Source organism: Streptomyces griseicoloratus, from assembly GCF_014534645.1.
Lineage (GTDB): Bacteria > Actinomycetota > Actinomycetes > Streptomycetales > Streptomycetaceae > Streptomyces > Streptomyces griseicoloratus.
In genome coordinates this window covers 177073-189461 of sequence record NZ_JACVQF010000220.1, presented here as the reverse complement: position 1 = coordinate 189461, position 12389 = coordinate 177073, and the positions used below count along the sequence as shown (strand labels likewise).

At 70.8% G+C, this 12389-nt stretch carries 16 protein-coding genes; 10 read left to right on the top strand and 6 right to left on the bottom strand.

Features of this window, described 5'->3' with window-relative positions:
- The first annotated feature begins 168 nt into the window (after positions 1-168).
- From sdhC to H0H10_RS29015, 9 genes are all read left to right on the top strand, one after another.
- Positions 169-549: a succinate dehydrogenase, cytochrome b556 subunit gene (gene sdhC, locus H0H10_RS29055; RefSeq protein WP_188184098.1), complete on the top strand. Its 381-nt coding sequence runs from the start codon at positions 169-171 to the stop codon at positions 547-549.
- 5 nt (positions 550-554) lie between these two features.
- Positions 555-1037 carry a succinate dehydrogenase hydrophobic membrane anchor subunit gene (locus tag H0H10_RS29050; protein ID WP_188184097.1) on the top strand — a complete coding sequence of 161 codons (483 nt, stop codon included), beginning with the start codon at positions 555-557 and terminating at the stop codon, positions 1035-1037.
- 19 nt (positions 1038-1056) lie between these two features.
- Positions 1057-2811: a succinate dehydrogenase flavoprotein subunit gene (gene sdhA, locus H0H10_RS29045; protein WP_188184096.1), complete on the top strand. Its 1755-nt coding sequence runs from the start codon at positions 1057-1059 to the stop codon at positions 2809-2811.
- Positions 2811-3578 carry a succinate dehydrogenase iron-sulfur subunit gene (locus H0H10_RS29040; RefSeq protein WP_188184095.1) on the top strand — a complete coding sequence of 256 codons (768 nt, stop codon included), beginning with the start codon at positions 2811-2813 and terminating at the stop codon, positions 3576-3578. The genes sdhA and H0H10_RS29040 overlap by 1 nt, the downstream gene beginning before the upstream one ends.
- 155 nt (positions 3579-3733) lie before the next feature.
- Complete coding sequence (locus H0H10_RS29035) at positions 3734-4354, top strand: Uma2 family endonuclease (RefSeq protein ID WP_188184094.1); 621 nt, start codon at positions 3734-3736, stop codon at positions 4352-4354.
- A gap of 41 nt (positions 4355-4395) precedes the next feature.
- Positions 4396-4806 carry a VOC family protein gene (locus H0H10_RS29030; protein WP_188184093.1) on the top strand — a complete coding sequence of 137 codons (411 nt, stop codon included), beginning with the start codon at positions 4396-4398 and terminating at the stop codon, positions 4804-4806.
- 108 nt (positions 4807-4914) lie between these two features.
- Positions 4915-5322, top strand: a complete 408-nt coding sequence (locus H0H10_RS29025) for a hypothetical protein (RefSeq protein WP_188184092.1) — start codon at positions 4915-4917, stop codon at positions 5320-5322.
- A 4-nt stretch (positions 5323-5326) separates the two neighbouring features.
- The gene (locus H0H10_RS29020) at positions 5327-5815 is read left to right on the top strand and encodes a thiol-disulfide oxidoreductase DCC family protein (RefSeq protein ID WP_188184091.1); all 489 of its coding nucleotides are present in this window, start codon (positions 5327-5329) and stop codon (positions 5813-5815) included.
- A 9-nt stretch (positions 5816-5824) separates the two neighbouring features.
- On the top strand, positions 5825-6604 hold the full coding sequence (locus tag H0H10_RS29015) for a TetR/AcrR family transcriptional regulator (protein WP_188184090.1): 780 nt from the start codon (positions 5825-5827) through the stop codon (positions 6602-6604).
- Here the strand turns inward: H0H10_RS29015 and H0H10_RS29010 are convergent.
- Together H0H10_RS29010 and H0H10_RS29005 are read right to left on the bottom strand one after the other, a co-directional pair.
- Positions 6595-7947, bottom strand: a complete 1353-nt coding sequence (locus H0H10_RS29010) for a metallophosphoesterase (RefSeq protein ID WP_188184089.1) — start codon at positions 7945-7947, stop codon at positions 6595-6597. The genes H0H10_RS29015 and H0H10_RS29010 overlap by 10 nt on opposite strands.
- A gap of 63 nt (positions 7948-8010) precedes the next feature.
- A complete protein-coding gene (locus H0H10_RS29005; protein WP_188184088.1) occupies positions 8011-8250 on the bottom strand; it encodes an SCO4848 family membrane protein in 240 nt (79 codons plus the stop codon).
- A gap of 91 nt (positions 8251-8341) precedes the next feature.
- Between H0H10_RS29005 and H0H10_RS29000 the strand changes: the two genes are divergently transcribed.
- Entirely contained in the window at positions 8342-9631 is a 1290-nt protein-coding gene (locus tag H0H10_RS29000) for a D-alanyl-D-alanine carboxypeptidase family protein (RefSeq protein ID WP_309141922.1), read from the top strand.
- Here H0H10_RS29000 and H0H10_RS28995 read toward each other — a convergent pair.
- The 4 genes from H0H10_RS28995 to H0H10_RS28980 are packed head-to-tail and all read right to left on the bottom strand — an operon-like array spanning position 9579 to position 12386.
- The gene (locus tag H0H10_RS28995) at positions 9579-10487 is read right to left on the bottom strand and encodes a YihY/virulence factor BrkB family protein (RefSeq protein ID WP_223180565.1); all 909 of its coding nucleotides are present in this window, start codon (positions 10485-10487) and stop codon (positions 9579-9581) included. The genes H0H10_RS29000 and H0H10_RS28995 overlap by 53 nt on opposite strands.
- Positions 10475-10945: a GtrA family protein gene (locus H0H10_RS28990; protein WP_188184085.1), complete on the bottom strand. Its 471-nt coding sequence runs from the start codon at positions 10943-10945 to the stop codon at positions 10475-10477. The genes H0H10_RS28995 and H0H10_RS28990 overlap by 13 nt, the downstream gene beginning before the upstream one ends.
- Complete coding sequence (locus tag H0H10_RS28985; RefSeq protein WP_188184084.1) at positions 10939-11886, bottom strand: decaprenyl-phosphate phosphoribosyltransferase; 948 nt, start codon at positions 11884-11886, stop codon at positions 10939-10941. The genes H0H10_RS28990 and H0H10_RS28985 overlap by 7 nt, the downstream gene beginning before the upstream one ends.
- On the bottom strand, positions 11883-12386 hold the full coding sequence (locus H0H10_RS28980) for a phosphatase PAP2 family protein (protein ID WP_188184083.1): 504 nt from the start codon (positions 12384-12386) through the stop codon (positions 11883-11885). Before H0H10_RS28980 ends, H0H10_RS28985 begins: the two co-directional genes overlap by 4 nt.
- Between the last annotated feature and the right edge of the window lie 3 nt (positions 12387-12389).

Here is a 12389-nt window from a genome sequence, read left to right as displayed (position 1 = left end):
CGCCGATGAGCCACCCGCGTGCAAGTTTGATCACACCGGTAGGCCCGCCGTAAGCGCCACGGGCAACCGTCGCTACGATGCTGGGGGCCGGTGGACCGTACCCGGCCGGGCCCGACCGACACGAGAAAGCCGGCGCGGCCCCAATCCCCGCTCCCGGAGGAAACTTCCGTGCCGGCTGGAACGCTGTACCGCGGCCGGGAAGGAATGTGGTCCTGGGTGGCTCACCGAGTCACCGGCGTCCTCATTTTCTTCTTCCTGTTCGTTCACGTGCTGGACACCGCGCTCGTCCGTGTGTCCCCCGAGGCCTACGACAAGGTCGTGGCCACGTACAAGTCGCCGATCGTCGCGCTGCTGGAGTACGGCCTCGTCGCCGCCATCCTCTTCCACGCGCTCAACGGTCTGCGCGTCATCGCCGTCGACTTCTGGGTCAAGGGCGCCCGCTACCAGAAGCAGATGCTCTGGACCGTCGTCGTCCTGTGGGTCGTGCTGATGCTCGGGGCGATCTACCCCGTCCTCGGCCACGCCGCTCGTGAACTGTTCGGGAGCTGACGCACATGTCCACCACTGAGACCACCGCTTCCGGTATCGGCCCGGTCGAGGGCGGGTCCGTCTACACCGTCGACAACCCGGCGCCGCTCATCGAGCCCCCGCGCAAGCGCACCAAGAAGACCCCGAAGACCACCCGGGGCAACTTCGAGATGGTCGCCTGGCTCTTCATGCGGCTGTCCGGCGTCGTGCTGGTCGTCCTGGTCATCGGCCACCTGCTGATCCAGCTCGTGCTGGACGGCGGCGTCTCCAAGATCGGCTTCGCCTTCGTGGCCGGCCGCTGGGCCTCGCCGTTCTGGCAGGTCTGGGACCTGCTGATGCTGTGGCTCGCGATGCTGCACGGTGCCAACGGCCTGCGCACGGTCATCAACGACTACGCGGAGCGCCCCAACACCCGTCTGTGGCTCAAGGGCCTGCTCTACACCGCCACGGTGTTCACCATCCTGCTGGGCACGCTGGTGATCTTCACCTTCGACCCGAACATCCGCTAGGCACGGGGCTGCGAGAATCATGAAGATCCACAAGTACGACACCGTCATCGTCGGCGCCGGTGGCGCCGGTATGCGGGCCGCCATCGAGGCGACCAAGCGCAGCCGCACGGCCGTCCTGACGAAGCTCTACCCCACCCGCTCCCACACGGGCGCCGCGCAGGGCGGCATGGCCGCCGCGCTGGCCAACGTGGAGGAGGACAACTGGGAGTGGCACACCTTCGACACGGTCAAGGGCGGTGACTACCTGGTCGACCAGGACGCCGCCGAGATCCTGGCGAAGGAGGCCATCGACTCCGTCCTCGACCTGGAGAAGATGGGCCTGCCGTTCAACCGGACGCCCGACGGGACGATCGACCAGCGCCGCTTCGGCGGTCACTCCCGCAACCACGGCGAGGCCCCGGTCCGCCGCTCCTGCTACGCGGCCGACCGCACCGGCCACATGATCCTCCAGACGCTGTACCAGAACTGCGTCAAGGAGGGCGTGGAGTTCTTCAACGAGTTCTACGTCCTGGACCAGCTGATCACCGAGGTCGACGGCGTCAAGAAGTCGGCCGGTGTGGTGGCGTACGAGCTGGCGACCGGCGAGATCCACGTCTTCCAGGCGAAGTCCGTGATCTACGCCTCCGGCGGCACCGGCAAGTTCTTCAAGGTGACGTCCAACGCGCACACGCTCACCGGTGACGGCCAGGCCGCCGTGTACCGGCGCGGGCTGCCGCTGGAGGACATGGAGTTCTTCCAGTTCCACCCGACCGGCATCTGGCGCATGGGCATCCTGCTGACGGAGGGCGCCCGCGGTGAGGGCGGCATCCTCCGCAACAAGGACGGCGAGCGCTTCATGGAGAAGTACGCGCCGGTCATGAAGGACCTGGCGTCCCGTGACGTCGTGTCCCGGTCCATCTACACGGAGATCCGCGAGGGCCGCGGCTGCGGTCCCGAGGGCGACCACGTCTACCTGGACCTGACCCACCTCCCGCCGGAGCAGCTGGACGCCAAGCTGCCCGACATCACGGAGTTCGCGCGCACCTACCTCGGCATCGAGCCGTACACGGACCCGATCCCGATCCAGCCGACCGCGCACTACGCGATGGGCGGCATCCCGACCAACGTCGAGGGCGAGGTCCTGGCGGACAACACCACCGTCGTCCCGGGCCTGTACGCGGCCGGCGAGGTCGCCTGCGTCTCGGTGCACGGCGCCAACCGCCTGGGCACCAACTCGCTGCTGGACATCAACGTCTTCGGCCGCCGGGCCGGCATCGCCGCCGCGCAGTACGCGCAGACGGCGGAGTTCGTGCCGCTGCCCGAGGACCCGGAGGCGTTCGTCGTCGGCCAGATCGAGCGGCTGCGCACCTCCACGGGCAACGAGCGGGTGGCCACGCTCCGCCGGGAGCTGCAGGAGACCATGGACGCCAACGTCATGGTGTTCCGCACCGAGCAGACCATCAAGACGGCGGTCGAGAAGATCGGCGAGCTGCGCGAGCGCTACAAGAACGTGGCGATCCAGGACAAGGGCAAGCGGTTCAACACCGACCTGCTGGAGGCCATCGAGCTCGGCAACCTGCTCGACCTGGCCGAGGTCATGGCCGTCTCCGCGCTCGCCCGCAAGGAGTCGCGCGGCGGTCACTACCGCGAGGACTACCCGAACCGCGACGACGTCAACTTCATGCGCCACACCATGGCGTACCGCGAGGTCGGCGACGACGGCACCGAGTCCATCCGTCTCGACTACAAGCCGGTCGTCCAGACCCGCTACCAGCCGATGGAGCGTAAGTACTGATGGCTACTCCCGTTATGGACAAGGCGGAGGCCGTCGCGAAGGCGGCGGAGTCCCCCTACATCACCGTCACCTTCCGGGTCCGCCGCTTCAACCCCGAGGTCTCGGCCGAGGCCACCTGGGAAGACTTCCAGCTGGAGCTCGACCCGAAGGAGCGCGTCCTCGACGGCCTCCACAAGATCAAGTGGGAGCAGGACGGCACGCTGACCTTCCGGCGTTCCTGCGCCCACGGCATCTGCGGGTCGGACGCCATGCGGATCAACGGCAAGAACCGTCTGGCCTGCAAGACGCTGATCAAGGACATCAACCCCGAGAAGCCGATCACGGTCGAGCCCATAAAGGGCCTGACGGTCCTGAAGGACCTCGTGGTCGACATGGAGCCGTTCTTCCAGGCGTACCGGGACGTGATGCCCTTCCTGATCACGAAGGACACCAACGAGCCGACGCGCGAGCGTCTGCAGTCCGCCGAGGACCGCGAGCGCTTCGACGACACGACGAAGTGCATCCTCTGCGCCGCCTGCACGTCCTCGTGCCCGGTGTTCTGGAACGACGGCCAGTACTTCGGTCCGGCGGCCATCGTCAACGCCCACCGCTTCATCTTCGACTCGCGTGACGAGGCCGGCGAGCAGCGGCTGGAGATCCTCAACGACCGCGACGGCGTCTGGCGCTGCCGCACGACCTTCAACTGCACGGACGCCTGCCCGCGCGGCATCGAGGTCACCAAGGCGATCGCGGAGGTGAAGCGGGCGCTGATCACGCGCCGCTTCTGACGTCCGTCGCCGTACGTCCGTGAGGGCCCCGTTTCCGCTGGAGACGGGGCCCTCTGGCATATGCCACACGTTCGGGTGACGGGCCTGAGAAGTGCCCCGCGGGCGCCTCCCGTCCTACGATGATGCTCTCGACACCAGCCCACGGGAGGCACGTGATGTCCGCAGCATCCGTCGAGCGGCCTTATGGCGAGCGTCCGCTGATCGCGGAGGCGAACCTTCTCATGGACCGTCTTCCTGGCTACCGCGTCGAGATCATCGGAGGCCAGCTCCTCGTGTCCCCGCCGCCGGACGGCCCGCACGCCGTTGCCTTGACCGATCTGATGCTGCCGTTCATGACAGCCGGCCTTCATGGGCCGGGCTCGAAGGTGGTCCAGGGCATCGGCCTCTGGCTGCCGGTCGGCACCGAGGACTACGCGATCCCCGACCTCTCCCTCGTGGACGCCGACTACGAGGACCATTACATCGAGAACAACTGCTACGACCCGGTCTGCTTCCGGCTCGTCCTGGAGGTCACCTCAGGGAACTGGAGGACCGACCTGAAGACCAAGGTCGCCGCCTACGCCGAGGCCAAGATCCCGGTCTACGTCATCGTCGACCGCAAGCACGAGCGCCTGCACGTCCTCACAGACCCGGTCGACGGCGACTACGCCGGCCACCGCTTCCACTCCCCCGGCGCACAGGTGACCCTCCCCGACTCCATCGGCGCCAAGGTCACCCTGGACGTCGCCGAGATCCTTGCCGCCGGACGGCCTAAGCCCGCACGCGACGACGACTGACAATCAGCCGTTCCCGGCGATGATCGCCCTACCCTGACGCCATGTCAGATGACGAGTCGTACGAACTGCTCGGGTTCGACAACGTACTGCTGCCCGTCGGCGACCTCGCAGAGGCCGTCGGCTTCTACGAGCGCGCCGGCTTCCCGGTGGCCTTCCGGCTCGACGAGGCCGGGATCGCCCTGCTGAAGGTCGGGGGCGAGACCCCCGGCGTCCTGCTGCGCGCGGAGGAGGAGTTCGGGCACCGTCCGCCGCTGTGGCCCTCCGCACGGGTGTGGCTGGAGGTGCCGGACGCCCGCACGGCGGCCCGCGCCCTGCGCGACGCCGGCATCGCACCGCTCGACGAGCCGTTCCCCGTCGCCACCGGATGGACCGTGGAGTTCGCCGACCCGTGGGGCAACGTCATCGGCCTCACGGACTACTCCAAGCGCCCGGAACTCGGCCGCCGCCCGTAACCCCCGGTCCGTGACGCGGACCACTGCACCCTTGAGTTGAACACGTTCAAAAGCAGGTCTAGAGTCTGCCCTGTCAGCGTTTTGAACGCGTTCAAGAAGGGGTGGGGCATGGACCGCACCGTCATCGCCTACGTCATCTACCTGCTGGTCAGCATCGGCCTGACCATCTGGGTCGCCCGCACGCTCAGCCGCAACGGACGGGTCTTCCTCTCCGACGTCCTGCACGGCAACGAGAAGCTCGCCGACGCCGTCAACCACCTCCTGGTGGTCGGCTTCTACCTCGTCAACCTCGGCTTCGTCGCCCTGTACCTGAGCGGTGACGAGACGATCAACGACACCCGCGGGATCTTCGAGGCCCTGTCGACCAAGCTGGGCGTGGTGCTGCTGGTGCTCGGCGTGATGCACCTGGGCAACGTGTACGTGCTCAACCGCATCCGGCGGCGCGGCGTGATGGAGCGCGAGCAGCTGCCGCCGGTCGAGCCGCAGGGGTGGGTCGCCCCGACGGCCGGGGCCTGAGCCGATGGCTCCCGCTCCCGTGACGGCGGGACGGGCCGGCGCCCCGGTGCGCCGGCTCACCGTCCTCTACGACGCCGAGTGCTCCCTGTGCGCCTTCGTCCGGGACTGGCTGACGCGGCAGCCGACGCTGGTGCCGCTGGAACTGGTGCCGGCCGGGTCCGAGGACGCCCGGGGGCGGTTCCCCGGCCTCGACCACGCGGCCACCCTCGACGAGGTCACCGCCGTCGGCGACGCCGGGCAGGTCTACCGGGGCGCGGCCGCCTGGATCGTCGTCCTGTGGGCACTGCGCGAGCACCGGCCGCTCGCCCACCGGCTCAGCACCCCCGCCGGGGCGAAGCTGGCCAAGGGCGCGGTCCTGGCCGCCGCCAAGTGGCGGGGCGGGCAGTGGGGCGGCGGCGCCTACCGCCGGGCGGACGGGTGGACGTACGAGCCGGGTACCGGCTGGATCCACCGGGGACCCGGCTGTGACGACGGCACGTGCGCCACTCGTTAGGCTCTGGTCGTGCCTGCGATGAACGACGGCCCCGGCGAGGGTGCCCCACTCAGCAAGTCCGAGCAGACCCGCGCGCTGATCCTGGAGACGGCCATGCGGCTGTTCCAGGAGCGCGGCTACGACCGGACGACGATGCGGGCCATCGCCCAGGAGGCCGGGGTCTCCGTCGGCAACGCCTACTACTACTTCGCGGGCAAGGAACACCTGATCCAGGGCTTCTACGACCGGATCGCCGCCGAGCACCAGGAGGCGGTCCGGGAGGTCCTGGCCCGGGAGACCGAGCTGGAGGCACGGCTCGCGGGCGTGCTGAAGGTGTGGCTGGACATCGCCACGCCGTACCACGAGTTCGCGGTGCAGTTCTTCAAGAACGCCGCCGACCCGGACAGTCCGCTCAGCCCCTTCTCCCCGGAGTCGGAGCACGCGCGCAGGGAAGCCATCAGTGTCCACCGCGCGGTGCTGGCCGGGGCGAAGACCAAGGTGCCCGAGGAGCTGCGGGAGATCCTGCCGGAGCTGATGTGGCTCTCCCAGATGGGGCTCGTCCTGTACTGGATCTTCGACCGGACGGAGGGGCGCCGGCGCAGTTACCGGCTCGCCGAGCGCGGCGCCCGGCTCACGGCGCGGGGTGTCGCGCTGGCCCGCTTCCGGGTGCTGCGCCCGCTGGTGCGCGAGGTGCACGAGCTGTTCACGGACTTCCTGCCGGGGATGACGAAGGCCCTTCCGGACCCGGCGAAGAAGGAGACGGAGAAGGAGACGGAGAAGGAGAAGGAGAAGGAGACGGGTCAGGCCTGACGGGAGGCCAGCTCGATCACCGTGATGTCCGAGGGCGCCCCCACGCGCGTGGGCGGGCCCCAGGCGCCCGCACCCCGGCTGACGTACAACTGGGTGTCGCCGTAGCGCTCCAGGCCCGCGAGCGTCGGGTTGGCGGCGCCGGCGATGAGGTTGCCGGGCCAGAGCTGGCCGCCGTGGGTGTGGCCGGAGAGCTGGAGGTCGACGCCGTGGTCGACGGCATCGTGGATCTGCACCGGCTGGTGGGCGAGCAGCACGCAGGCGCGTGACCGGTCCCGGTCGCCGAGGGCCTTCTCGTAGTCGGGACCCTGGCCCTCGTCCTCGCCGGCCACGTCGTTGACACCGGCGAGGTCGAAGTGGGGCAGTTCCGTGCGGGCGTTCTCCAGCGGGAGCAGGCCGAGCCGCCGCACCTCGGCGACCCACTGCTCGGCGCCGGAGAAGTACTCGTGGTTGCCGGTGACGAAGTAGGCGCCGTGCCGGGCCTTCAGCCGGGCCAGCGGGGCCGCCGCCGGACCGAGGTCCTTGACGCTGCCGTCGACCAGGTCGCCGACGACCGCGATGAGGTCGGGCTGTGTGGAGTTGACCGTGTCGACGACCTTCTGCGCGAAGCCCCGGCCGAGGACCGGGCCGAGGTGGATGTCGCTGACCACGGCGATGCGGAAGCCGTGCGCGGCGCGCGGGAGTTTGGCCAGGGGCACGGTGACCCGCTTCACCTTCGGGCCGCTCAGCACGCCGTACGTGCCGTACCCGACGGTCCCGACGGCGGCCGCCGCGGCGGCGCCCGCGACGACGCGGGAGACGAACAGCCGGCGGGAGGGGACGGCGAGCGGGCTCTCGGGCGTGGCGTCCGGCGGGCCGTCGGGCACCGGCACGGCCTCCGGCTGCGGATCCGGCTCCGGCTGCGGCTCCGGGACGGGCGTCCTGGGCGGTGCGGTGCCCGCGGGTATGCGCTCCGGGGCGGGTGGCTTCGGCGCCTCCTCCGGGGCGTTCTCCGGCCGGACCGCTTCCGTCTCCCGTGCGGCGGCCCGCCGGGCCGGCAGCCGCCGCAGCAACGGCCGCACGACCTCGCCGGCCAGCACGGCCAGCAGCAGGTAGATCGACAGGGCCAGCCACAGGAAGCCCGGCCAGGCCAGGACGCGCTGGAGCCAGAAGGGGGCACCGGTGCGCTCGGCGACCAGCGCGCCGACGGCCAGCGCCCAGCCCCCGGCGATCACGACGGCGCCGATGCGGCGCACGGGGCCGGGGCCCCGGGTGGTGTCGCGGAACAGGCGCCGCCACACGTACCAGTTCGCCGCCACCAGCACGCTCACCGCGAGCAGCGCGACGAGCGCGAAGACGACCACCATGCCGTCGTGTCCCCTCCGTTGCGACGTCCAGGACGTCTGTGACGTTCGGTTGCGGCGTTGCGTCTATGACGTTCGGCGCAGGGCGCGCAGTCCGCGCAACCCGATGACCCCGATGATCGTCCCCAATACGAAGGAGACGACGGCGAGCAGCAGGTGGACCCAGAAGTACGCCGTGGGTTCACCGTCCTCGAACGCCAGCCCGCTACTGTCCTTGATCAAATTATTGACGAAAGTGATCCAGATGAACCAACTCCACACCCCGAAGGCGAGCAGGAACCAGGAGACGGGGCGGCTGAGCTTCATGCGTCCAGTATCGCCGCCGCGTGTCCGGTTCCGTGGCCGGGGTGGGGAGGGGGTCGGGACTTCGCCGCGCCCGGCAGGTACGTTCTCGCTCGTGCCCGCACCCAAAAACACCGCCAGGCGATCCCTGCTGGTCACTTCCGCCGTCCTGACCACCCTGTCGTCGCTCGCGATCACGACGCCCGCCGCGCACGCCGCGCCCAGTCCGTCGGCGAGTCCGTCGGCCACGCCCCCGGCGCAGATGTCGGTCGTCGGCGGTGCCCGGCTCGGCAGGCCCGGGACCCAGGTCGACCTGGCGGGCGGGGCTCCCGTCCTGCCCAAGGACCTCACCGCCCGCTCGTGGATCGTGGCCGACGCCGAGTCCGGCGAGGTGCTGGCCGCGCACAACGCGCACTGGCGGCTGGCCCCGGCGAGCACGCTGAAGATGCTGTTCGCCGACACGCTGCTGCCCAAGTGGCCGAAGACCACCAAGCACAAGGTCGAGGTCTCCGACCTGGCGGGCGTCGGCGCCGGTTCCAGCATGGTCGGGATCAAGGAGGAGGAGACCTACACGGTCCACGACCTGTGGCTCGGGGTCTTCCTGCGGTCCGGCAACGACGCGGTGCACGTGCTGTCCGCGATGAACGGCGGCGTCGAGAACACCGTGCGGGAGATGAACGAGCACGCCGAGGAGCTGCAGGCCGGCGACACCCGGGTGATCAGCCCCGACGGCTACGACGCGCCCGGCCAGGTCTCCTCCGCGTACGACCTGACGCTGTTCGCCCGCTCGGGGCTCCAGAAGAAGGACTTCCGCGAGTACGCCTCCACGGTCCGCGCGAAATTCCCGGGGAAGACCACCAAGGACAAGAAGGGCAAGACGACCCGCGAGTCCTTCGAGATCCAGAACACCAACCGGCTGCTGACCGGTGACAGCGGCCTGGAGGTCTACCCGGGCATCGCGGGCGTGAAGAACGGCAACACCACCCACGCCGGCTCCACCTTCACCGGCGTCGCCGAGCGGAACGGCAGGGTGCTGCTCGTCACGGTCATGAACCCGGCCAAGGACGAGCACAACGAGGTCTACAAGGAGACCGCCCGCCTCTTCGACTGGGGCTTCCAGGCGGCCGGGAAGGTGCGGCCGGTGGGCGAGCTGGTGCCGCCGAGGAGCGCCGCCCAGGCGAGCCCGCAGCCCGGGTCCGCTGCCTCCGGCGAGGCCGGCGGCGCCGGGAAGGGCGCTGCCGGGTCGAAGCCGGTGGCGGGCGCTCCGGCCGCCGACGGCTCCAGCGGCCTCTGGACGGCGGCGGCCGTGACCGGCGGGCTGCTGGTCCTCCTCGCCGGTGGCGCGTTCCTGGTCAACCGCCGTTGGCCGCTGCCGGACCTGGTGCGTCGCCGGTCCCGTCCGTGAGTTCCCTCTCTTTGCTCTGCGTCGCCGTCCAGGCGGCGCAGAACAGGACCAGCTTCGACGTGAAGTTGATCCACAGCAGCAGCGCGATGGGGACGCCGAAGGTGCCGTACATGCTCTTCGCCGCCACGCCCTGCATATAGCCGCTGAGCAGCAGCTTCAGCAGTTCGAAGCCGACCGCGCCGATCAGGGCGGCCACCACCAGGCGGCGGCGGGGCGGTTCGACGCCGGGCAGCAGGGTCAGGGCGTAGAGCAGGAGCAGGAAGTCGGCGAGTACGGCGACGGCGAACGCGGCGACGTACAGCAGGACCCCGCCGAAGCCGCCCTGGTCGATGTCCAGCCGGCGGATGATCCAGCCGACGAGCGCGGAGGCCACGGTGGAGATGCCGACGGTGACCAGCAGCGCGCCGCCGAGGCCGACCAGGACGCCCGCGTCCTTGGCGCGGCGCAGCACCGGGTTCTCGTCGTCGTCGGGCAGCTCCCAGACCGCGCGCAGGCAGCCCCGGGTGGCCTCCACCCAGCCCATGCCGGTGAACAGCAGCAGCGCGGCGGAGACCACTCCGACGGTGCCCGCGTTCTGCACCAGGCTGTCGATGTTCAGCTGGTCGGAGATGCCGGGCACCTGCTCGGCGAGCTTGTCCTGAAGCTTGTCCTGCTGCTCGCGGGTGAGAGTGGCGGCGGTGATCGCGGCGGCCAGGGTGAGCAGCGGGAAGAGCGCGACGAAGCTGGTGAAGGTCATCGCGGCGGCCAGCCGCGTCCACTTCACCCGGTCCAGCCGCTCGTAGGACCGCCACGCGTGCGTGGCCATCAGCCGTGCCACCCAGGGCCCCACGACGGGGAGCTTCTTCAGCCAGTCCATGATCCGACCCTGCCCCCGCTCTTGCCGGTCCATGATTCCGGCGTGCCGCCGGGTTCTTCCGCGGCACGGAAGACCAGTGTTCTCGTACCCCAGAAACGCAGGACGGTGGCGAGCGCCATGCCGATCCCCGCGCCGGAGACGGTGTCCGCGCGCTGCGAGGTGAAGCCGAGGCCGTAGTGGCTGACGGCCAGGCACAGCAGCTGTACGGCGGCCCCGGCGACGTTCACCGCGAAGAACACGGCGTACGCGCGCAGGCCGCCGGGCCGGGTGTGGCGGTAGGTGCCGAGCGCGTTGCCCGCGTACGCCACGGAGCAGCCGGCGACGAAGGAGAGCAGCTTGGCGGTGAGCGGGTCGAGGCCCACCGGGCCGCGCAGCCAGGTGAACAGGGCCAGGTCGGCGGCGTAGGCGAGCAGACCGGCCGCGGCGAACCCGAGCAGTTCGCGCCGGCGGCCTACCAATTGGCCACCGCCAGGCCGTACATCGCCACCCACACCAGGCCGATCAGGGCGAGTGCCCGGTCGCGCAGGACGACGTCCTCGGGCTCGCCGGCCGTGCCGCGGTCGGCGAAGACGGCGTAGCGCAGGATCGCGAGGATGAAGGCGACCATGGACAGCTGCCGCCAGGGCAGCACGCTGGTGTGCGGGACTCCGCCCTCTTCCATGGCCCACAGGCAGTAGGCGACGACGGCGACGCCGGCCGCGAGCTGCCAGACGAAGCGGAGGTAGCCGGTGGTGTACTCGGTGAGCAACGCGCGTGTGGCGCCCGCGTTCGCCGCCATCTGGACGGCTTCGGAGTAGCGCTTGGCCGACACCATGAACAGCGCGCCGAAACCGGTCGTGATCAGGAACCAGCGCGAGAGCGGGATGCCGAGCGCGAGCCCGCCGATCATCGCCCGCATCAGGAAGCCGGTGGTGACGACGGCGAGGTCGACGACCAGGACGTGCTTGAGGCTGACGCAGTACGCCAGTTGCATGAAGAGGTAGGCGGCCAGCAGGGAGGCGACGGCGGGCGGGCAGAGCCAGGCCGCGACGACGGGCGCGAGGACGCCCAGCGCGCCCCCGACGGCGTAGGCGACGGGTACCGGTACCTGTCCGGCGGCGACCGGCCGGTGCCGCTTGACCGGGTGGGCGCGGTCGGCCTCGGCGTCACGGGCGTCGTTGACGAGGTAGACGGCGGCCGCGCAGACGGTGAACAGCACGAAGACCAGAGCGAGCCGGGTCAGGGCGTGCCGGGAGAACAGTTCTCCGGCGGCGGCCGGGGCGGCGACGACCAGGACGTTCTTGACCCACTGCCGGGGGCGTGCGGTCCTGAGCAGACCGGCGGCCAGGCCGCCCTTGCGGGGCGGCGCGGGCGGCTGCTGCTCGGGGGCGCGCTGGTGCAGGACGGCCGTGTCGGTCACGGGTTGCCTCCTGTCATCCAGCGGGCGCCGAGCCGGGCCGTGAGAGCGCCCAGGGCGGCGCCCGCCGCCACGTCCGAGGGGTAGTGGACGCCGGCGACGAGTCGCGAGAGACACACGGCCGCGGCGAGCGGCCGGACCGCGGGCGCCCCGAGCGCGCCGAAGGCGACGGCGGCGGCCGCGGCGGAGGTGGCGTGCGAGCTGGGGAAGGAGTGCCGGCCCGCCGTGCGCACCAGGGGCTCGACGTGCGCGGGGCGCGGGCGGCGCACGATCCGTTTCACCCCCATGCTGGCCAGGTGCGCGCCCGCGGTGAGCGCGGTGCCGCGCAGCCAGGCGTCGCGGCGGGCGCGGTCGGCGGCGGCTCCGGCGATGCCCGCCGCGATCCACAGCGCGCCGTGCTCCCCCGCCCACGACAGGGCGCGGGCGGCGCCGGCCACGCGCGGGTCGGCGCCGCACGCTCTGAGCACCGAGACGGTCCGGTGGTCCATGTCGAGGTCGTCCATGTG